The organism is Ruegeria sp. YTSA072 (assembly GCF_059610285.1).
In genome coordinates this window covers 63,657-82,692 of the sequence record NZ_JBXWNI010000013.1, presented here as the reverse complement: position 1 = coordinate 82,692, position 19,036 = coordinate 63,657, and the positions used below count along the sequence as shown (strand labels likewise).

General features: G+C 57.6%; 22 protein-coding genes. 7 read left to right on the top strand and 15 right to left on the bottom strand.

The features are described from left to right. Positions 1 to 12 precede the first annotated feature (12 nt). The 5 genes from AC2FIB_RS18495 to AC2FIB_RS18475 are packed head-to-tail and all read right to left on the bottom strand — an operon-like array spanning position 13 to position 2,087. On the bottom strand, positions 13 to 723 hold the full coding sequence (locus AC2FIB_RS18495) for a flagellar hook-basal body complex protein (RefSeq protein WP_496842578.1): 711 nt from the start codon (positions 721 to 723) through the stop codon (positions 13 to 15). Beyond that, positions 723 to 995, bottom strand: coding sequence for a flagellar biosynthetic protein FliQ (locus tag AC2FIB_RS18490; protein WP_282170851.1), 273 nt, complete (start codon positions 993 to 995; stop codon positions 723 to 725). The genes AC2FIB_RS18495 and AC2FIB_RS18490 overlap by 1 nt, the downstream gene beginning before the upstream one ends. 4 nt (positions 996 to 999) lie before the next feature. Beyond that, positions 1,000 to 1,290 (bottom strand): flagellar hook-basal body complex protein FliE, encoded by a 291-nt coding sequence (gene fliE, locus AC2FIB_RS18485; protein ID WP_496705886.1) that lies wholly within the window; start codon positions 1,288 to 1,290, stop codon positions 1,000 to 1,002. An 11-nt stretch (positions 1,291 to 1,301) separates the two neighbouring features. Further along, positions 1,302 to 1,688 carry a flagellar basal body rod protein FlgC gene (gene flgC / locus AC2FIB_RS18480; protein WP_496736903.1) on the bottom strand — a complete coding sequence of 129 codons (387 nt, stop codon included), beginning with the start codon at positions 1,686 to 1,688 and terminating at the stop codon, positions 1,302 to 1,304. 12 nt (positions 1,689 to 1,700) lie between these two features. Continuing rightward, positions 1,701 to 2,087, bottom strand: a complete 387-nt coding sequence (locus AC2FIB_RS18475; protein WP_496842576.1) for a FlgB family protein — start codon at positions 2,085 to 2,087, stop codon at positions 1,701 to 1,703. 86 nt (positions 2,088 to 2,173) lie between these two features. Here AC2FIB_RS18475 and AC2FIB_RS18470 point away from each other — a divergent pair, with 86 nt between their 5' ends. From AC2FIB_RS18470 to AC2FIB_RS18445, 6 genes are all read left to right on the top strand, one after another. Next, positions 2,174 to 3,508 (top strand): FliI/YscN family ATPase, encoded by a 1,335-nt coding sequence (locus AC2FIB_RS18470; RefSeq protein ID WP_496736906.1) that lies wholly within the window; start codon positions 2,174 to 2,176, stop codon positions 3,506 to 3,508. Between the two features lie 87 nt (positions 3,509 to 3,595). Continuing rightward, positions 3,596 to 4,432: a flagellar motor protein MotB gene (locus tag AC2FIB_RS18465; RefSeq protein ID WP_496736908.1), complete on the top strand. Its 837-nt coding sequence runs from the start codon at positions 3,596 to 3,598 to the stop codon at positions 4,430 to 4,432. Between the two features lie 99 nt (positions 4,433 to 4,531). Continuing rightward, on the top strand, positions 4,532 to 5,827 hold the full coding sequence (locus tag AC2FIB_RS18460; RefSeq protein ID WP_496736910.1) for a flagellar hook protein FlgE: 1,296 nt from the start codon (positions 4,532 to 4,534) through the stop codon (positions 5,825 to 5,827). A gap of 34 nt (positions 5,828 to 5,861) precedes the next feature. Continuing rightward, positions 5,862 to 7,313, top strand: coding sequence for a flagellar hook-associated protein FlgK (flgK, locus tag AC2FIB_RS18455; RefSeq protein ID WP_496842574.1), 1,452 nt, complete (start codon positions 5,862 to 5,864; stop codon positions 7,311 to 7,313). 2 nt (positions 7,314 to 7,315) lie between these two features. Next, on the top strand, positions 7,316 to 8,323 hold the full coding sequence (locus AC2FIB_RS18450; protein WP_496736914.1) for a flagellin: 1,008 nt from the start codon (positions 7,316 to 7,318) through the stop codon (positions 8,321 to 8,323). Continuing rightward, entirely contained in the window at positions 8,320 to 9,414 is a 1,095-nt protein-coding gene (locus tag AC2FIB_RS18445) for a flagellar basal body P-ring protein FlgI (RefSeq protein WP_496736915.1), read from the top strand. Before AC2FIB_RS18450 ends, AC2FIB_RS18445 begins: the two co-directional genes overlap by 4 nt. A 62-nt stretch (positions 9,415 to 9,476) precedes the next feature. Here the strand turns inward: AC2FIB_RS18445 and AC2FIB_RS18440 are convergent, their stop codons facing one another. Genes AC2FIB_RS18440 through AC2FIB_RS18395 form a run of 10 tightly spaced genes read right to left on the bottom strand, consistent with a single transcriptional unit; the run spans position 9,477 to position 17,222 of the window. Beyond that, entirely contained in the window at positions 9,477 to 10,121 is a 645-nt protein-coding gene (locus AC2FIB_RS18440; protein ID WP_496736917.1) for a DUF1523 family protein, read from the bottom strand. An 11-nt stretch (positions 10,122 to 10,132) separates the two neighbouring features. Continuing rightward, on the bottom strand, positions 10,133 to 10,399 hold the full coding sequence (locus AC2FIB_RS18435; RefSeq protein ID WP_058276531.1) for a hypothetical protein: 267 nt from the start codon (positions 10,397 to 10,399) through the stop codon (positions 10,133 to 10,135). Next, positions 10,400 to 11,737: a DUF6638 family protein gene (locus tag AC2FIB_RS18430; protein ID WP_496842570.1), complete on the bottom strand. Its 1,338-nt coding sequence runs from the start codon at positions 11,735 to 11,737 to the stop codon at positions 10,400 to 10,402. Continuing rightward, positions 11,734 to 12,069 carry a hypothetical protein gene (locus tag AC2FIB_RS18425; protein ID WP_496842568.1) on the bottom strand — a complete coding sequence of 112 codons (336 nt, stop codon included), beginning with the start codon at positions 12,067 to 12,069 and terminating at the stop codon, positions 11,734 to 11,736. Before AC2FIB_RS18425 ends, AC2FIB_RS18430 begins: the two co-directional genes overlap by 4 nt. Before the next feature lie 39 nt (positions 12,070 to 12,108). Continuing rightward, positions 12,109 to 12,405, bottom strand: a complete 297-nt coding sequence (locus AC2FIB_RS18420; protein WP_496736923.1) for a hypothetical protein — start codon at positions 12,403 to 12,405, stop codon at positions 12,109 to 12,111. Further along, positions 12,402 to 12,737: a hypothetical protein gene (locus tag AC2FIB_RS18415; RefSeq protein WP_496736925.1), complete on the bottom strand. Its 336-nt coding sequence runs from the start codon at positions 12,735 to 12,737 to the stop codon at positions 12,402 to 12,404. Before AC2FIB_RS18415 ends, AC2FIB_RS18420 begins: the two co-directional genes overlap by 4 nt. Then, entirely contained in the window at positions 12,734 to 14,665 is a 1,932-nt protein-coding gene (locus AC2FIB_RS18410; RefSeq protein WP_496736927.1) for an AAA family ATPase, read from the bottom strand. Before AC2FIB_RS18410 ends, AC2FIB_RS18415 begins: the two co-directional genes overlap by 4 nt. 22 nt (positions 14,666 to 14,687) lie before the next feature. Then, positions 14,688 to 15,806, bottom strand: coding sequence for a hypothetical protein (locus AC2FIB_RS18405; RefSeq protein ID WP_496736929.1), 1,119 nt, complete (start codon positions 15,804 to 15,806; stop codon positions 14,688 to 14,690). Between the two features lies 1 nt (position 15,807). Further along, on the bottom strand, positions 15,808 to 16,143 hold the full coding sequence (locus AC2FIB_RS18400) for a hypothetical protein (RefSeq protein ID WP_496736931.1): 336 nt from the start codon (positions 16,141 to 16,143) through the stop codon (positions 15,808 to 15,810). Then, positions 16,143 to 17,222 carry a coiled-coil domain-containing protein gene (locus AC2FIB_RS18395; RefSeq protein WP_058276579.1) on the bottom strand — a complete coding sequence of 360 codons (1,080 nt, stop codon included), beginning with the start codon at positions 17,220 to 17,222 and terminating at the stop codon, positions 16,143 to 16,145. Before AC2FIB_RS18395 ends, AC2FIB_RS18400 begins: the two co-directional genes overlap by 1 nt. Before the next feature lie 283 nt (positions 17,223 to 17,505). On the opposite strand from AC2FIB_RS18395, the gene AC2FIB_RS18390 reads away from it, so the two are divergent. Continuing rightward, complete coding sequence (locus AC2FIB_RS18390) at positions 17,506 to 18,981, top strand: NAD-dependent succinate-semialdehyde dehydrogenase (protein ID WP_496736932.1); 1,476 nt, start codon at positions 17,506 to 17,508, stop codon at positions 18,979 to 18,981. The last annotated feature ends 55 nt before the right edge of the window (positions 18,982 to 19,036 follow it).

Here is a 19,036-nt window from a genome sequence, read left to right as displayed (position 1 = left end):
TCCTTGTTCAAATCAGCGCATCAGCGCCTTTAGCGCGCCGCGCACCCGTTCGTCTTCGGTTTCCAGAAAGCTCTGACCCAATTCATAGGCGCGCTGGATTTCGACCATGCGCGAGACCTGCGCGATGGCATTCACATTCGATCCTTCGAGAAAACGGTGAACGACCACCGGCTCTTCGACCGGTTCAATGTCACCATCGGCTCGGAACTGCGTGCTGCCTTCACGCTTCAGCGTTTTAGGATCGGCAACGCGGTAAACCCCGATCTGGCCCAGCAATTGCCCGTCGACACTCAGCGTGCCGTCGCTGCCGACATCTATGGATGCCGCGTCAGGCGGGATAAAAACGGGCGCGCCATTGCTGTCCAGAACGCGGTGCCCATCCATGGTCACCAGATCTCCGTCCGCACTGGACGAGAAAGCACCAGCCCGGGTCAGCCGATTGCCCGCCGGGGTTTCGACCATAAAGAACCCATCCCCTTCGATGGCAAAGTCGAACTGCCCTCCGGTTTCGGTCAGCACGCCTTGCTTCAGCGAAGTATTACGCACTTCGGCACGGCTCATGGACAGGGATGGATTTCCGGGCATATCGCGTACGAATTCCGAGAACACCAAACCTTGCGCGCGGTAGCCGGTGGTGTTGGCATTGGCGATGTTGTTCGCGACTAACCGCATTTCGTTCATCAGACCCGATTGCCGGGACAGGGTGACATAGGCGGTATCCATCAGCGACCTCCTGCGATTAAAGGGATGAGTGTTCCTGAAAAAAAGGTGACCAGCGTCTGGGTCATGAATCCCATGGAAATCCAGAACACGATGACGATGGCGATCAGTTTGGGCACGAAGGTCAGCGTCATCTCCTGCACCGAGGTTAGCGCCTGGAACAGGCCAACGATCAGGCCCGAAACCAGCGCCACCGCCAGGATCGGAACCGAGGTGATGACCGCGACCCAAAGCGCCTGACGCACGATGTCATAGAACAGACCTTCGCTGAGCATTGCGTCAGACCGGCATCCGCAGGATTTCCTGATAGGCCTCGACCACCTTGTTGCGCACGATCACAGCCGTTTCCACGGCCAGTTCGGTCTGCGCCAGCGCCTGAACCAAGGCATGCGGATCCGCCTGCCCGGTCATCGCGGCCTGCGACATCTGCTCGGACTGTTTCAGCGTCGCCGCAAAATCCTGAAACCCTGACCGCAGCCCCTGCGCCATTCCGGCATGGTCTGGATCAGCCTGTGTCGCCGGGCGCGCGCCCGCGTAACTCTGGGCCGCATTGATTGCTCGGATATCCATTCTGGTGTCCTTTATTTTCTGAGGAGGTCCATCAGGCTCGACGACATCTGACGTGTCTGATCGAACATCTTAAGGTTGGCTTCGTAACTGCGCTGCGCCTCGCGGGCATCCGCTATCTCGATCATCAGATCGACGTTCGAGCCGCGAAAATGGCCTGTGTCATCGGCCATCGGATGGCTTGGGTCATAGACGCGCGACAAAGCGCGGCGGTCCAGCTTGACCCGCCCTGCCTGCACCATTTCTTTGCCGTCTTTGTTCACGGTTTCAAACGGTACCGTCTTGCGGCGATAACCCGGTGTATCCGCGTTCGAGATGTTTTCGGACACATGGCGCAAACGTGCGGCCTGCGCGCGCAGAGCGCTGGCCGAGGCGGTCAGGGAATGGAAAAAGTCACTCATCCTATGGCCCCCTTATGCCCGGCCGACGCTGCTGCGCAGAATGTTCATTGAAGATTTGTAGATCGCCAGGGCGCGATCATGCTGACGCTTGACCTCAACGCCCTTTAGCATCTCTTCCTCGACGGAAACGCCATTGCCGTTTGGGTCACCCGAAGGAGTGGCTTCAACCTCAGCCCAGGGCTTTGGGCCACCAACACCATTCAAATGCCCCGCCCGCGTGGCAGTCATCGCGACCTCACGACCCGAGCTTTCGAATACTCTTTGAAAGGCCTCGATATCGCGGGGCTGGTAGCCTGGCGTATCCGCGTTGGCCATGTTTCGTGCAATGACGGATTGCCGTTGCCCGGCATGGGTTGCCATTGCGTACGCGGTCTTAAAGACGTTCAGGTCATAGAACATCGGGGCTTCTCCCTCGATCAATTTCAATCAAGGCTTAACCCCGATTCCTTTAAAAACCGTTTTCAGAAACCGTTGGAGAACCCACGATGTCCGATCTCGACCCGATGCTATTAAAATGTGAAATTGACCGCCTGACTGCCACACGCCATATGGGGCATGTGGCCAGCGTCGCGCGTGGGGTTATAGAAGTTGAAGGCCTCGCAGCGCATGCGCGGATCGGGGATCATGTGACCTTACGCCGACGCAATGGGCCGGATCTGGCAGGCGAGATATTGTATGTCGAATCGGATCTGATTTACATGCTGCCCGCCACGGCACCGGACGGGGTCTGCCTTGGTGACAGAGTGATTCTGCAGCAAACGCCCGCCTTTGCGCCGGGTATGCACTGGTTGGGACGCGTGATTGACCCGTTCGGTCAGCCGCTGGACGGAAAACCGCTGCTGCAGGGCGTCCAAACGCAGGACATCATGCGATCCCCACCAGCGGCAGTCGATCGCAAACCTCTGGGTGGCCGAATGGAAACTGGTCTTGCTATGCTGAACACCATGCTGCCATTGGTTCAGGGACAGCGCGTTGGTTTGTTCGCCGGTTCGGGCGTGGGAAAGTCCACTTTGCTGGCGACTCTGGCGCGGTCGATGCAGGCGGATGCAGTTGTCGTCGCGCTGGTCGGTGAGCGTGGACGCGAAGTGAACGAGTTTGTCGAACACGCGTTGGGTGCCGAGGGGATGAAACGGTCAGTCGTCGTGGCCGCAACGTCTGATCAGTCCGCCCTGGCGCGCCGCCGATGTGCCTGGTCCGCGATGTCGGTAGCAGAGTATCTGCGCGACCGGGGGCTGAATGTCCTGTTCCTGGTCGATTCCGTCACCCGTTTTGCCGAAGCGCATCGCGAGATTGCTGTTGCTACAGGTGAACAACCGTCGCTTCGCGGGTTTCCACCTTCAGTGACCCCATTGATCGCGGGCCTTTGCGAGCGCGCGGGTCCGGGCACCGGCGAACAGAGCGACATCACCGCCGTATTTAGTGTTTTGGTCGCAGGATCGGACATGGATGAACCAATAGCCGATATCCTGCGCGGTGTACTGGACGGCCACATAGTCCTGAGCCGCGAGATTGCCGAGCGTGGCCGGTTTCCCGCGATCGACCTCAGCCGCTCTGTCTCGCGCAGCTTGCCCGGTGCGGCCACAGAGGAAGAAAACCTGTTGATTTCGCAAGCCCGCCGACTGGTTGGCAGCTATGAACAGTCCGAAGTCATGATAAAAGCCGGGCTCTATTCCGAGGGCGCCGATCTGCTGTTGGATCAGGCCGTGCGCGTGCATGATGAGCTGGACGCCTTTTTCGCCAAGCCCGAAACGGATGGAATCAAAAACAGCTTTGATCGCCTGCAACTGATCCTGCGCCGCGCCGGAGCCACCTTGGTGTAGCAGCGATATCGCGACAGTTTTAAACGTTAAGCCCGCCTTAAGACCTGCACTGCTAACCCGGTAGCGGGTGATAAAAAGGTGGTGGAGATGGGTGCGCAATCCAATGCGGCGCCAATCATCATCAAGAAGAAACGTGTGTCCGGTGGCGAAGGTCACCACGGTGGCGCGTGGAAAGTCGCATATGCCGACTTTGTCACGGCCATGATGGCGTTCTTCATGTTGATGTGGCTGCTGAATGCAACGACGGAGAAACAACGCAAAGGACTGGCGGATTACTTTTCGCCAACAATACCGGTGAATCCGGTGTCAGGCGGCGGTGACGGCGCCTTTGGCGGCAACAATATGTTCTCTGAAAAGACCATGGTGATGGATGGTTCGGGCGCCAGCCAGAAAAGCCCGACGGTTGCCCGGCAGGCACGCGGTTCGGTCGGCGTGAACGCAGAAGGTGGTAAAGAGACCGTCGAGGATTTTTCGACACTCGAAGCCGAGCTTCTGGGGCGCACGGGCGAAAGTCTGGTTTCGGACAAGGTCCGGAAACATTTCGTCACACGCGTCACTGACGAAGGCTTGGTTGTCGAGCTGTTCGATACCGAGGATCAACCGCTGTTCGAATCGGGAACCGACAAGCCCACCGCCATGATGCGCGCGCTCGCCTTGCTGGTGGCGCGATCTTCGGACCTGGTGCAGAACTCCATTGCTGTCGAGGGACATGTGCGTGCCTCGCCGGTCGTTCTGGCGCAAAACCCGGCCTGGGATTTGTCGACGACCCGCGCTCAGGCCGTGCGCCAGATGTTGCAAGGCAAGGGTCTGGCTGCCGAAAGGCTGGATCGGGTCACGGGGCACGCAGACCGCGAGTTGACGGCCAAAAACCCGATGGCGGTTCGCAACAACAGGATCGAGATCATTTTTCTGCGCACGCCGTAGAATTCAAAAGGATAGAACGCATTTTACCTGTTAGCGTGCTGTTAAGGGCCAGTACGTTAGCTGTTGCATCACGTTTTGACGCAACAGAAGGGCGTGCCAATGACAATTTCCTCTTCGCTGAATGCCGGTGTGGCCGCTTTGAAGGCCAACGCGAACCGGCTGGCGACCATCTCTGACAATATCGCCAACTCGTCCACCTTTGGCTACAAACGGGTTGAGACCGACTTTCACTCGATGGTCACCTCCGGTCAGGGCGGAAGCTATTCGGCAGGTGGTGTCAGAACCACAAGTCAACGCATGATCGACCAGCGCGGATCGCTGGTCACAACGAACAATTCAACCGACCTGGCAGTGCGCGGCCGTGGCCTGCTACCTGTGCGGCCCAGCTCTCAGGTGGCGTCAAACTCGAATGAAATGCTTCTGACCACAACCGGCTCGTTTCGCACCAATGAGCAGGGTCATCTGGTAACGCAATCGGGGCTTGTTTTGTTGGGTTGGCCCGCTGGCCCGGACGGATCGATCCCTAATGTGCCAAGGGATACACCAGCTGCGCTGGAACCCGTCAAACTCAGCGTCAATCAATTGACCGGCTCGCCGACCACAAGCATGAACCTGCGCATGAACCTTCCGGCCACGGCGACGGATGCCGGCGCACCGGGTGACGCACAGCCTTTGTCGGTTGAATATTTTGACAACCTCGGAAAATCAGAATCCGTAAACATTGAACTGGTCCCGACTGTGCCCGGAACAGGATCCAGCAATGAATGGACCATGACGCTGCGCGATACCGCATCTGGCGGTGCGGTGATCGGAGAGTACCGCCTGACCTTCACCGACAGCCGAACCGCAGGCGGCACGCTGGCCAGCGTGACTACCATTTCAGGTGGTGCTTACGATCCGGCAAATGGCAGTTTTGTGGTAAACGTAGATGGTGGGCCGATGGAGATTAATATCGGTCAGATTGGCGACAAAGATGGGATTACCCAGCTGTCGGATACATTTGCCCCAGTATCAATCACGCGCGACGGTGCCCCGGTTGCGACGATGACCGGCGTAAAGGTGAACGAAAACGGTTACGTCTACGCGCAATACGACAGCGGTGTCAGCCGGCGCGTGTACCAGATTCCGCTTGTCGATGTTCCCAACCCGAATGGGCTAACGGCGCTGGATAATCAGACCTATGCCCCATCCCGCGACAGCGGAACGTTCTTCCTTTGGAACGCGGGCGATGGGCCAACGGGCGATCTGGTGTCCTTTGCGCGCGAAGAATCGACGACAGATGTTGCAACTGAACTGACATCAATGATCCAGACGCAGCGGGCATTTTCCTCAAGCGCCAAAGTGATCCAGACAGTCGACGAGATGCTGCAGGAAACGACGAATATCAAACGTTGATCTGGGGCATTCAGCTAGGGAAAGGACCTATCCAATGAACATGACGACAGCATTGAACAACGCGTTGGGCGGTCTGACCGCCGCAAGCCGCGGGGCCGCAGTTGTCTCGGGCAATATCGCCAACGCCCTGACACCGGGCTATGCGCGTCGCTCGCTGGAATTGGCGACAAGTCCGATCTCAGGCAACGGCGTGCGCACCGTCGGCGTGGCGCGCCATCAGGACCCGGCCCTGATCGCCAACCGGCGCGATTCCGACGCAAAGCTTGCTGGTACAAGCGCAATTTCAGAGTTCTACACCCGTTTTGAAAAGGCCGTGGGTTCGGTTGATGACCCCAAATCCATTGCCTCTCGGTTGACCGAATTTGAGAACGACATGACAACGGCCGCCAGCTTGCCCGATTCCAAAGTGCGGCTGGATCAGGCGGCCCGCGCTGCCCGGGATTTGGCGGACAGCCTTAACGCGGCATCCGAAGGTTTGCGTCAGGCACGGTCGGACGCAGACAGGACCATCGGCAAGCAGGTCAACCGCCTGAGCCAGTCCTTGCAGGACATCGAAAACCTGAACAACAAGATCCCCAGCATCAAGAATTCTGGAGGCGATATCAATGCCTTGCTGGATCAGCGCCAGATATTGATTGATCAAGTGAACGAACTGATGCCGGTCAATGTCGTAGCGCGGGATAACGACCGTGTGTCGCTATATTCAGACGGCGGCCTGATCCTTTTAGAGGGGCAGGCAGCAGAATTCAGTTTTACGACTACCGGCGAAACCAAGCCGCACATGACAATTGCCAACAGCCTTTTGTCCGGTCTTGAAGTGAACGGGCAGCCTGTGCGCACCGGCGGCAATAGTGCGCAGCTTAGGGGCGGCGCGCTGGCGGCTCAGTTCGAGATTCGCGATGAACTGGCGGTTGAGGCTCAAGTACACTTGGACACCGCCGCCCAAGACCTGATCGAACGGTTCGAGACCGCCGGTCTTGATCCGACCGTCGCGGCAACTGATCCCGGCGTGTTCACCGATGATGGCAATCGCTACGACGCAACTGCGGAAATCGGATTGGCTTCGCGCATACGCTTGAACGTGACGGTGGACCCCGATGCTGGTGGTGACAGCTGGAAATTGCGGACGGGCCTCGGCGCCGCCACTCCGGGGGATCCGGGCGATGCAACGCAGCTGAGGGCCTTTAGCGCGGTCCTGAACGATGCCCGTCCCGTTGCCGGGGGGTTATATGGCACCGGCAACATGCGAGCTGCGGAAATTGCCGAGGCACTGCTGTCTAAGGCCGGGGCAAACGCCCATGCCGCCGAGGGGCGCATGACATTCGCCAAGCACTCACAACTGGAAATGGCCAAGATCGAAGCCGAACGCGGCGTGGATACTGACACCGAACTGCAAAATCTGATGCAGATCGAAAAGACATATGCCGCGAATGCGCGGCTCATCTCGACGGTGGATGAGATGATGGACACTCTGCTGAGGTTATGACGATGAACTTGACATCCATAGGTGATCTGGCGCGCGGATTGACGCTGAGAACCCGGTCGACCGAGATCAAAAATCAGATCGAAACACTGTCCTACGAATTGTCATCCGGACGGGTTCAGGACTTGTCTGGCCATCTGGACGGTGATTACTCTCATCTGCTGGATCTGGATCGCAGCCTGTCCAGACTGGATGCGTTCAAAGTATCGACCGCCGAAGCCGGGTTGTTCACGGATGCGATGCAGCTGAGCCTGAACACAGTTGCCGGCGCTGTTGAGGGGATTACCGCCTCACTTCTGTCCTTTGGCACCTCAAATCAGGCGGTGACCCACGAAAACGCATCGGCTCAGGCCAGAAACGAACTGGACGCGATCGTATCTGCGTTGAACACCCGCGCCGGAGGACGCAGCCTTTACTCGGGCACCGCAACGGATGTCTCTCCGCTTCCGTCCGCTGACACGCTGATCACCGCGCTAGAGGCCGAGTTGACGGGCGCAGCTACTGTTGTGGACATCCGGCAGAGGGCAGAGGATTGGTTCAACGATCCTACCGGTTTCGATGCGGTAATTTATCAGGGATCAGGCACAAAACTGGCCCCCATGCAAATATCCGAGAATGAAAGCGTTTCAATTCCTGTGACAGCAACCGACCCAGCCATCAAATCTGCACTTCGCGACATCGCTGTCGCAGCCGTGGTCGCGGACAGCGGTCTGAATGTCCCGATGCAACAAAGAACGGCCTTGTTCAAACAATTGGGCGTCGATCTGGTCAACGCCAAGGATCAGTTGGTGGGACTGCGCGCCGATGTCGGCGCGACCGAGGCTCGAATCGAACAGGCGCAAACGCGAAATAATGCGGCGCAGACTAGCCTGCAAAGCAGCCGAAGCACATTGATCGCGGCGGATCCCTATGAAACCGCCGCTCAGTTGCAAACCGTGCAGTTCCAACTGGAAAGCCTGTATTCGGTCACCGTTCGCAACGCGAACCTGTCGCTGGTGAATTTTCTGAGATGAGAGTTCTTGTTTTTCTTCTGATGTTGCTTCCTAGCCTGGCCTCCGCCGGCGCGATCCGACTGAAAGATCTGGTGGACTTCGACGGAGTCCGCGGAAACGATCTGGTCGGTTACGGTCTGGTTGTGGGGGTGAATGGAACCGGTGACGGGCTCAGGAATTCGCCCTTTACGGAAGAGATCATGTCCAACATTCTCGAAAGGTTGGGCGTCAACGTCAACGGCGAGGATTTCCGCCCCAAAAACGTAGCCGCCGTTCTGGTAACTGCAAGCCTGCCGTCTTTTTCGCGCGTTGGGGGGCAGATCGACGTGACGGTTTCTGCCATCGGAGATTCCAAAAGTCTGCTGGGCGGTACGCTGGTCATGACGCCATTGAACGCTGCCGACGGGCAGATTTACGCTGTTGCGCAGGGCACCGTTTTGGCAGGCGGCGTCGCGGTTGAGGGAGAGGCTGCCTTGGTGGTGCAGGGCGTTCCTACTTCCGGAGTGATCCCCTCCGGAGCAAGGGTGGAACGTGAAATCGATTTCGAACTTTCGGCGCTTACCCAGATGCGCCTTGCTTTGCGAGAGCCTGATTTTACTACGGCAGGCAGGATCGAGCTTGCCATCAATACCGAGTTCAACAGCGCAGTGGCCATCATGCGCGATTCCGGGACGGTTGAGCTGAACATCGCGGCAACGCAGGCAATTTCGACGGCCCACGCGCTTGGGCGGATCGAGAACATTCTGGTCGAACCCGAAACCAAGGCCCGCGTCGTGGTCGATCAGCGTTCGGGCACGATTGTGATGGGGCAGGAAGTGCGGATATCCCGCGTGGCGGTCTCGCAGGGCAACCTTACGCTAACAGTCGAAGAGGCGCCGATTGCGGTTCAACCCAACCCCTTCGCGCGCGGCGAGACCGTTGTGGTGCCCAGAACAATCGCCGGAATAGAAGAAGAGGAAGGCACCGGGTTGGCTGAAATACCCGAAGCGGCAACCCTGTCCGAAGTCGTGGCAGGTCTGAACGCGCTTGGGGTGTCGCCCCGGGACATGATCGACATTCTGAAGACGATCAAAGCCGCCGGGGCGTTGCACGCCGAATTTATCGTCCGCTGAGGAACTCCGATCAGCGGGTCACTGCCAAGACTGGCGGAGGGGCCAAACGGCCCCTCCAAAACTTATTTGGATTTCCAACTGTTCAGCCACTTTCGGAACCTGCTGCCCTGCTCTTCTATGGCGTCGCCGGCGGCATAAAGGCCATCTTCCATATTCTCGATCACGGGATCAACCCGCGCCTCGCGAAACCGGCGCCAGCGGACCCAAAGGGCCCAAACAATCGCGAAGAAAACGGTCAGAAAAATGATGTTGAACCAGGGAATGATCCGAACGTCTTGGCTATCTACTGACCAAATCTTCACTGCATTCGGGAAAATCGACAGGAATTCACTTCGCCAACCGTAGTGGCGAACAACCACCCAGCGAGGCGCTTCGGTTGTTGACTTCAAGTCTGCGGCTTCGGCCTGAAGGTTCGACGAGTTTAGTTTGAAATAAGGTGGCCAGCCCCAGCCGGTGTCTTCGTTCCGATACACCATGACCTTGCCGTTGGTCTTGCGGGTCTGAATGAAAAACACATCGCGGTTTGGTGTTGTCGCATCACTGCCGACGTCATGAACCGACCAGAAGATGCTGTTCTCACCGGGGTCGATCCGTTTCTCATAGGTATCCGAAATCCGAACCACATCGTGCTGCGGAAGGGTGTAATTCAACACCGCCGCAATCGTGCCCCAGAACAGGATGATGATAGCCCATTTGACGTAACGCATCAGCGAAACCCTCACATGAAATTCGTAACATAAATCAGGATTGCGATAAGGCCCAGCGGCACCACGTAAATCCCAAGGATCAGTTTGCGTCGAAACGATCCGTCGTATTTTTTTAGCCCGCGCTGGACAAATGCATCGCGGTCGCCGGTCAGACCCTTTTTCTCCCAATGGGCGATCAGCTTACTGCGCCGTACCCAGCGGGAATAGATTGATACGCCCACATAAATGACCGTCAGAACGACCAGCAACGGGATCAAAAAGCGCAGTGCGACGAACATTTAACTTCTCCCTACTGCGCCCCAGGGGCCGACGCGTGCGATGATGTCTTCGCTGACCCGGTCATTGCCGCTCATATCCGGTTCGTGGCCGAATAGTGCGGCCCGGGCGCCAGCCTTATCCACCTGATACTCGCGCGCAAGGAAGTCGGCAACATAGGCTTTCTTGGCCTCGGGCCATGTCGCATAGGTGCGGTAGAACAGCTCCTTATGGCAAATGAATACCTGACGCGGGTCCAACGGGGCCAGTTCCGCCAACAACATGTTCACCAGATCGCGGTTCGGTGTGTTGGTTGCGCGCAGCGTATAGAAATAGGCCGGGTGATCTGACGTGATGCGCGGCCACGGCCCGCCATCCTTTGCCCAGCGCAGCAATTGCGCCAGACCGTGATAGGCGTCGGGCAGACGATCCGAATGGTTTCGCGCCAACCTTCGCATATCGCCACGGTCCAACCCTGTCAGGTCAACGCCTGCATCGGCTGCGGCATCCACGGTCAGGAAGTCCATTTTCTGCTGCAGGATTGCGGCGGAATTGACACCGCGCGCCTCGATGATCGTTTCGACTAAGTCGTTTAGCCCGAGGAACTTGGCGATCTGGTTCCGCTGAGATGGGTCAAAAACGTATTTGATCGGCATATCGTCGGGCTTTGCGCCCATGCAGATCGCCGCCGGATGATCCAGATCGGGGAACAGGTAGAGCCCATCGAAATGCGCCGTCCAGAAGTTGCGCTGTTCAAACACGGTATGTCGCAGGCGGACAGGGTTGCGGGTTACGTCGCCGGTTTCCTTGGCTGTCTCGATCATCTTGGCGATCAGCACATCGTCGAACCAGGCGTCCTCTTCGGTCTTGAACTGTTCCACCATGCCCGCCAGTTGCTGTGCCTTGCGCAGTGTGCCGCCTGCGGTGTCAGCCTCAACCTCGATCTTGCGCAGGTTCAGCAGATCGCGTGGGGTCGTGAGTTTGATGACCGAGTTCACCAACTCGCCAGCCACCGCATCGGTGGCGGTCAGGGCAAACAGTTGCGCCTCGTTCATTTCGATGAATTCGCGCAGGATATCGCGCGAGGTCGAGAATTTGACGTTCAGCAGAGGCGCGCGTTTCTGCTCGGTCGTCAACAGGATGAACTGTCGGTTGACCCCGTTGGGGTTGAGGTAGAGCTCATCCTCCAGCTCAATCCCCACCTCTGGCGAATAGCCCGAGATATCGACATGGAAATCCGTCAGCGCCGTGGTCTTGCCCGCCAGATGCTGCAGCGCGCGGTTGTACCGCTCGACCAGAGCCGGGCTGGAGATGTGGACGAGATTGCCGAACATCAGGCCTTTTTTGATGAGGCGGATCATTCGGCCCACCTATGCGATGCCTGCAAATTGATGCCATTTATCAAACCTGCCCAATAAGGCGCAGTCAAAACCAACCCTCCTAGCAACAGTACTGATGAATCCAACCTTTCGTCCAAATTCAAGATCTCGAAAAGGTAATAAGCCACTGAGGCGATCACACCGATGTACGCGGCTACTGCCATAAAAAGAGTGAGGGTCCACCAGAAGAAAAACCGCAGCCACATGAATCTACCGAGAGGAACTGGTAAGCTAAAACGAAAAGCCCAGAGGACAAACTTGATTCCAGCATAGGCTAGAAGAACACATGTTATCAGAAAGACGACATCAAGCACTCAGGCACTCCTTACAAACGGATCGAGCATGTGTTGCACTCAGTTTACTCTCCGGCTGAGCCTACCTACAAATACGGCGGCCAACGCGAACAAAGGCAATGCAAACGCTCGTGCCGTGATCTGCAGGTTGAAACCTATGTAAGACGCCAAGCTGCCCTCAAATAGGATCAGCGATTCTTCCCATGTGGTGCCCTCGAACCCGCTGCCGGTGTTCACACCGAACTGGGTCAGGAACAGAACCACCACCGCGCCCAGAAAGCCGAGCAAACCCCAGCGCAGGGGCTGGATCAGACCCAAAACAAGGGCCAAACCAGTGATTGCGAGTGTCAATGTCACGTCTGTGCCTCCTTTGACCGACGGCGCGTATACGCATACGCGCCTCCGGCCAAGATCAATGCGGGCACGAACCAGAAAAATGCCATCCCAAGGATATGTGATGGCATTTCACCGGGACCAAAGGCGTGGAGCAATGAGGTCGGGCGTAAGACAGACGCGCCGTTCATCCAGATTTCGAACAAGGCACTCCAGATATAAGCGACTGCAAAGACGATCAGCACCAGCATGCCAAAAGCGCGCAGGGAGGGCGGTCGACGGCGCGCGACCGAAATGCCGAAAAACAGGCACGAACCGATCATCGACCCGAAGATCAGGATCAGGCTGCCGATCATATTTTGTCCTCCAAATACCGCCGCTTGGCCTCTTCCATCCGGCCCATCTCACGCACCGCGTTCTCAATGGCGACCTCGTCGCTTTTGTCGGCATAACGGAACTCGCTGTCGGCGTAGCGGTTGATTTCCTGGATCACCATTTCAACCGTGATCGGCTGGCGCAGGTCCTCGATCATCGCCTTCTTGGTGTCGTAGTCGCGGAACAGGAACAGGTCGGGGTTTTCCATCCATTCGTCGGGCAGTTCGAAATCCATCGCGCGGACCTTGACGGCATCGGTGATGTTCTTGATCGCGCGGCCGGTAAAGCGCTCATCCGCCTGCTGGATTGCCTTGAGATAGGTGCCCATCTTGGCAATCGTATCCATCTGGCCGATATCGCCGGTGACCCGGTCATAGACCTGCAGTAGAGCCTCTTCGTGCGGGCGGGAATGACTTTCGAAACTGGCAGCGACAGCCTTTTTGATTTCCTGCGCGGCATAGGCCTCGTGTTCGCCCAGCGGGATTTCGTGATTGCGGCCCATCAGCAGGTGCAGGATGTCGATGTAATCCTCACGCGTCTGCGGCCCGTCCACCAGGAACCGCGCGCCCGCCCGTTGACGCAAGGCGTCGTCCACATTCTCGGGGTAATTCGAGAACATGCCAAAGGTACAATTGCCGCGCACGACAGTGTTGGCGCCGGCAAAGCTCTCCATCAAAACGGCGGTGATTTCCAACTGCCCGGCTGAGGACTGCCGGTCGCCGCGTTTGCCTGCTAATTGGTCGATGTCGTCGATGGTGCCGAAGCCGATGACCGAGGGGTCGATGATCGTGTTGATAAAGGCCTTCGCGTTTTGACCGGATTTGCCCTGATAGCTGTCGATATTATCGGTGCTCAGGTTCTGATAGCGGAACGGATAGCCCGCGTTCTGGCAATAGTCGTTGATTAGCCCGGCCATCATCTGGATCAGAGTGGTCTTGCCGGTGCCCGGCTTGCCGTCGCCCATGAAGGTAAAGATGAACCCGCCGAGTTCCGCGAACGGGTTCAGGCGGCGGTCGAAGTCATAGGCCATGACCATCTTGGCCAGCTTCATCGCCTGATATTTGGCGATATGGTTGCCGACCACTTCGTTTGGTTTCTTGAACGTCATGGTGAGGGTGGTGGATTTGGCCTTTGAGGCCGGTTCGAATCCCCGGATCGTCAGATCATCAGCCTCGATGTGCCATGCGGCGTTCTGGAACGGGGCCAGATGGCCTGCTGACTGCGCGCGCAGCGCGGCCTTTTCCATCAGTTGCTCGGCATAGGCGCTGGTGGCGGCAATCAGGTGGGCATCGTCGGGGGCATGTTTGGCGAGGGTCTGGTCCAGCTCCCACAGCGTGCCATGCAGGGCAAGTTGGCCGTTATCGGTCAAAACCTCTTCGATCTCACCGATATCGGCGGTGGTTTCACCCAAATGCGAGGACATCAAGTATGCGAGCGCATTGCCGAACGTGTGAGAGGTGATCAGAGCCTCCGCCGTCAGCAGTTCCGAGAATTCGGTCTTGCGTGCGGCGGGCAAGTCTCCAGCGAGATTCGCGCGTTTCAGATCAGCCAGCGAGGTCTGTTCCGCGTAGGTCTCAGCCACAGCCAAGGCGATGGCAATGGCGCGGCGAATGGCCTGCTGCGTGGTCGCCTGAGGCGGCGAGACCAGCGTATCGCCATCATCCGAGGCCTCGATCCGTTCGACCAGATGCACTCCGGCTGCGCGCACGGTTCGGCGTGTCACCAGCCCCGGCGTCGTGGAGCGAAACCGCCGTCCAGTTGAAACTCCCGGAGACCGTTCGGTCGCCACCTCAACCGCTTTGGCTATCCGCGGCGCGTGTTCAAACCCGTTCAGCAAGGCGGTCGCCGCTGGATAGTGTTTGCGAATGTCGTCTTCGCGTAACTCCATTTGATCTGACGTCAAACTCATTTGAAAATAGCCTTTGTTGTCTTCAATATCTCAGCACCTGCCCGCTCTTGCTGACCACGAATTTGCGCACATCACCAAATCCCGGCGGGTTACGCTCAGCCAGCACCTGAAACGGGCGTTGGGGCAGAATGATCGACCGTTGGGTGCGCGTGGCCCCGGTTTCGGCCCCTTGCCCGCCGAATGGGTCCAGCACGAAGACCTCGCGCTCGACTGTGGAAAACCATCCGGCGCGCTCTTCGATCACCTCTTCGCTTTGCAGCTCTTCGGTGGTCCAGGCCAGTGCCCAGTCCTGACCTTGCGGTGCCTGTGCGTCCTCAAGCACCTGCCGCAACGGGCCGGTTTGCTCGGTATAGGCCGAGGAATACATCGGCCCCACGTGGATGCGGCGCAGGTGTTTGGGGTGCAGGTCGTCGAAATCCTGATCGAAGCCTTTGGCAATAGTCACCAGTTTTAGACCGCCTAAGCTTTGCGCCATCAGATGCGCCTGAACTTCGGGCCAACGACGTTGGTCCTTGGGCAGGGCGGTTTTGCCGCTGTCCTCCAACTGCATCAGGTAGATGACCGGCAGGTTGATTTGGCTGTCATAGACCGCCCAGTGGATCATGAACTTGCGCCGTTCGCCCTCATTCCCGATCCAGTGGCATTCGGGATCGTTGCGGGCCCAGAACAGCTGACCTTTCAGCAATTCCTCGTAATAGAGCCTTTGAGACAGTGCGAATTGCAGCTTTGTGGGAATTTCCTGTTCGCTGATGATGGTGCGCACCATGTCGGTCTTCAGGTCATCCTCGGACGGCATGTTCTCCAGATGCACCTGCGCCTGCTGCGCGTCATTGGCCATTGTCAGCAACTCAGCCGCCACCGGAAATCCGCTGTCACGCTTGTCCATGGCGAGACTGCCAAAGAACCGCCCCGTATCGCGCCCGACCAGCAGGTACTTCATGCTGAGCGCGCGGAAGGTGTAGAGCAGCCCTGAAAGGTAGCGCGACACGATCCGCACCTCTTGTTTGCTGATCGTGCCCTCCGCCTCCATCGTCGCAGCCACGCGCAGGAGGTGGACGGTGATCACCTCGAATTTGCGGAAATAACGGCGCGAGGCGAAGGTGTCGGTCAGGCCGATATGGTCTTGGGTGGGGTCGGTCATTTCATCTTCTCAAATCCAAATCGCTCTGCAACCACGTATCAAGCTGAGCAGTCTTCAGACCAAGCCAAGGCCACCAATAACTAAGAATGCGAAGGAAAAGCGGTACAAAACGCACGACAAATGGTGTTGCGAAGGCAACGAAAAACCCCAATGCGCCAACCAGTTGTAGCAGCTTCACATCGACGACGTTACCTATCCACACCACGACTAAAAATGGGAAACATGACAACACTGCCCAAAAACAGATTTTGAACCATCTTGGCTGTGCCTTCGGTTCAAGATCTTTGAGGCTAATAATTCTAGTAGGCTGATTTGAGTTCTTGAAATCGAACAGCATCACCCACCATACAAATTCTTATCATGCTTCTCGACAATCGAGGCGAACCGGCGGGCAAAGCGTTCGTCTGCCTTGGCCTTTTTCTCCAGCACATCACGGGCAAAGACCATGTGGTCCTCATGCGCCTCAAGCATGTCGGCCATCTTCTGGTTGGTCGCGGTGCCGATGGCGGCCATGGCGGTTTGCGCCTCTTGATCCGTCTGTACGCCGATCTCGTTGATGCGGTGGGCGACGTCCTGCTGCTGAGCGGTTTTCAGCGATTTGGTCAGGGCGTCATACAGCACCACACGCTGTTGCGTGTCTGTCTGCAGCTTGTTGATCAGCACCATCTGCGTCGCCGCCTGGTTCTGTAGGGAGTCGACCCAGGTCTTGCCCTTTTCGATGTAGCGTTCGAGCGTTTGTGACTTGGCCAACTTGACCTGCTCTTCCTGAACCTTGGCGTTGTATTGCTTGTTCAGCTCGGCCAGTTCGGTTTCCAGCTGCGTGCGCGCGGCGGCGTCCTGTTCGACACTGATCTTGTTTTCCAGAGTGATAATCGTCGGATCCATATCCTGAATCTCGGCCCGCAGCGCCTCTAGTTCAGCAACAGTGGCCTCGCGGTCATCCAGCGTACCAGTCAGGTTTTCCTCGACCTTCACCCGCTGTTCTTCCAACACGGATAGCTGCCCTTGCAGCAATTGAACGATTACGTCGGATTTGGCGATCAGGTCCTGCAGCTTGTCGTCGATATTGGCGGTGCGCATGCGTTCCTGCCGCATAGACTCGGATTTGCCCTTGGAGAAGATGCCGACAAACGTCTCCCACCCGGACTTCGAGCGCATCTCGTCAAAATCCTTGGAAAAGGCGCTGGTGACGTCGTCCAGACCCATGATCAACTCAGCGATATTGGCGTTCATCACCTCGGTATGGGCGTGCACATCCTCAAGCGTGGCGTTTTCGATGTCGATATCGGCCTCGGCAGAGCCGATCTTAGAACGCGCAGCTTCAATCCGGGATGTCAGCCCTTCGATCTGAGACTGGCTTTCGCGCACTTTTTGCTGCGTTTCCTCAATCAACGCATCAAACTGCTGGTTCGACATCTGTCCTATTCCTTTTTTAATTATGCACCCAACAAGATAGGAGATGTTACGATCATTTACATCCCCTTTGGCATCCAATCCTGTGGAACTTTGGCAAACTCCGCCAAAAAAAGATAGGCGGGTTGACACTTTGGCCTCAGATCGCATGAATGCGCCCCGGTAGGCAAAAAACGTCACGTTTACCATATGAAAACTGGATTGATCTGACCCCACGGGTGGCCATAGACAATCCGGGAGGCACATGTTTGAGTGCTAACAAATTTTTATTGCCGGAGGCTGACCCATGCTGGACGCGACAACCGACCTGAAATCAATCCTGAAAAACCCCGATCTGCTTGTAACCAAAGCCTATATCGGCGGTCAGTGGGTCGACGGGGACAATGGCACCTTTGCCGTGACCAACCCGGCGCGCGGCGACGTCGTAGCCGAAGTCGCAGACCTGAGCCGTGCGCAGGTCGCCGGCGCGATCGCACAAGCTGAGGCCGCGCAAAAGGAATGGGCCAAGCTGACCGGCAAGGAACGCGCCGTGATTCTGCGTCGCTGGTACGACCTGATGATGGAAAACGCCGAAGATCTGGGCAAGATCCTGACCGCCGAGCAAGGCAAGCCGCTGGCCGAGGCCGTTGGCGAGATCGGTTATGGCGCGTCATTCATCGAGTTCTTCGGCGAAGAGGCCAAGCGCGTTTATGGCGAAACGATCCCCGGTCACCAGCGCGACAAGCGGATCATGGTGCTGAAACAGCCGATCGGTGTTGCGGCCTCGATCACGCCGTGGAACTTCCCCAATGCGATGATCACCCGTAAGGCGGCTCCGGCGCTGGCGGCAGGCTGTGCATTCGTCGCACGTCCGGCCAAGGAAACTCCGCTGTCCGCATTGGTCATGGGCGTTCTGGCCGAACAGGCTGGCATCCCGGCTGGTGTGTTCAACGTATTGCCGTCCTCCAGCGCCAGCGAGATTGGCAAGGAATTCTGCGAAAACCCCGGCGTGCGCAAACTGACCTTCACAGGCTCGACCGAAGTCGGTCGCATCCTGCTGAAACAGGCGGCCGATCAGGTCATGAAATGCTCGATGGAACTGGGCGGCAACGCGCCATTCATCGTGTTTGACGATGCCGATCTGGATGCGGCTGTCGAAGGCGCGATGATGTGCAAGTTCCGCAACAACGGCCAGACCTGCGTTTGTGCCAACCGCATCTATGTGCAGGCGGGCGTGTACGATGAATTCGCGGCCAAACTGAAAGCCGCTGTCGAAGCATTGAAAATCGGCGACGGTCTGGCTGAGGGCACAACAACCGGCCCTCTGATCAACGCCGAAGCAGTGGTCAAGGTCGAAGAGCACATCAAAGACGTCACCGACAAGGGCGGCGCGGTTCTGACCGGCGGTCTGCCGCACGATCTGGGCGGCACCTTCTTCCAGCCCACCATAGTGACTGGCGTGACCCAGGACATGATGGTCGCACAGGACGAAACCTTCGGCCCGCTGGCGCCCCTGTTCAAGTTCGAAGACGAAGATGACGTGATCGCAATGGCCAACGATACGATCTTTGGTCTGGCGTCTTATTTCTACGCCAAAGACCTGAGCCGCGTGTACAAAGTGGCCGAGGCTCTGGAATACGGCATCGTCGGCGTGAACACCGGTATCATCTCGACCGAGCTCGGCCCGTTTGGCGGTGTCAAACAATCCGGCTTGGGCCGCGAAGGCAGCCATCACGGCATGGAAGATTATCTTGAAATGAAGTACGTCTGCCTGTCGGTCTGATCTGAAATGGCCCCGGTGCACAGCGCCGGGGCCATTTGGTTTGTCACAAAACTGC

Excerpts from the sequence above, each read along its gene's own strand:
- AC2FIB_RS18470 (WP_496736906.1), top strand. The coding sequence starts at position 2,174 with ATGTCCGATCTCGACCCGATGCTATTAAAATGTGAAATTGACCGCCTG.
- AC2FIB_RS18395 (WP_058276579.1), bottom strand. The coding sequence starts at position 17,222 with ATGTCGAACCAGCAGTTTGATGCGTTGATTGAGGAAACGCAGCAAAAA.
- AC2FIB_RS18475 (WP_496842576.1), bottom strand. The coding sequence starts at position 2,087 with ATGTTCTATGACCTGAACGTCTTTAAGACCGCGTACGCAATGGCAACC.
- AC2FIB_RS18460 (WP_496736910.1), top strand. The coding sequence starts at position 4,532 with ATGACAATTTCCTCTTCGCTGAATGCCGGTGTGGCCGCTTTGAAGGCC.
- fliE (WP_496705886.1), bottom strand. The coding sequence starts at position 1,290 with ATGGATATCCGAGCAATCAATGCGGCCCAGAGTTACGCGGGCGCGCGC.
- AC2FIB_RS18390 (WP_496736932.1), top strand. The coding sequence starts at position 17,506 with ATGCTGGACGCGACAACCGACCTGAAATCAATCCTGAAAAACCCCGAT.
- AC2FIB_RS18410 (WP_496736927.1), bottom strand. The coding sequence starts at position 14,665 with ATGAGTTTGACGTCAGATCAAATGGAGTTACGCGAAGACGACATTCGC.
- AC2FIB_RS18445 (WP_496736915.1), top strand. The coding sequence starts at position 8,320 with ATGAGAGTTCTTGTTTTTCTTCTGATGTTGCTTCCTAGCCTGGCCTCC.
- AC2FIB_RS18405 (WP_496736929.1), bottom strand. The coding sequence starts at position 15,806 with ATGACCGACCCCACCCAAGACCATATCGGCCTGACCGACACCTTCGCC.
- flgK (WP_496842574.1), top strand. The coding sequence starts at position 5,862 with ATGAACATGACGACAGCATTGAACAACGCGTTGGGCGGTCTGACCGCC.
- AC2FIB_RS18415 (WP_496736925.1), bottom strand. The coding sequence starts at position 12,737 with ATGATCGGCAGCCTGATCCTGATCTTCGGGTCGATGATCGGTTCGTGC.
- flgC (WP_496736903.1), bottom strand. The coding sequence starts at position 1,688 with ATGAGTGACTTTTTCCATTCCCTGACCGCCTCGGCCAGCGCTCTGCGC.
- AC2FIB_RS18400 (WP_496736931.1), bottom strand. The coding sequence starts at position 16,143 with ATGCTGTTCGATTTCAAGAACTCAAATCAGCCTACTAGAATTATTAGC.
- AC2FIB_RS18490 (WP_282170851.1), bottom strand. The coding sequence starts at position 995 with ATGCTCAGCGAAGGTCTGTTCTATGACATCGTGCGTCAGGCGCTTTGG.
- AC2FIB_RS18440 (WP_496736917.1), bottom strand. The coding sequence starts at position 10,121 with ATGCGTTACGTCAAATGGGCTATCATCATCCTGTTCTGGGGCACGATT.
- AC2FIB_RS18465 (WP_496736908.1), top strand. The coding sequence starts at position 3,596 with ATGGGTGCGCAATCCAATGCGGCGCCAATCATCATCAAGAAGAAACGT.
- AC2FIB_RS18435 (WP_058276531.1), bottom strand. The coding sequence starts at position 10,399 with ATGTTCGTCGCACTGCGCTTTTTGATCCCGTTGCTGGTCGTTCTGACG.
- AC2FIB_RS18430 (WP_496842570.1), bottom strand. The coding sequence starts at position 11,737 with ATGATCCGCCTCATCAAAAAAGGCCTGATGTTCGGCAATCTCGTCCAC.
- AC2FIB_RS18495 (WP_496842578.1), bottom strand. The coding sequence starts at position 723 with ATGGATACCGCCTATGTCACCCTGTCCCGGCAATCGGGTCTGATGAAC.
- AC2FIB_RS18450 (WP_496736914.1), top strand. The coding sequence starts at position 7,316 with ATGAACTTGACATCCATAGGTGATCTGGCGCGCGGATTGACGCTGAGA.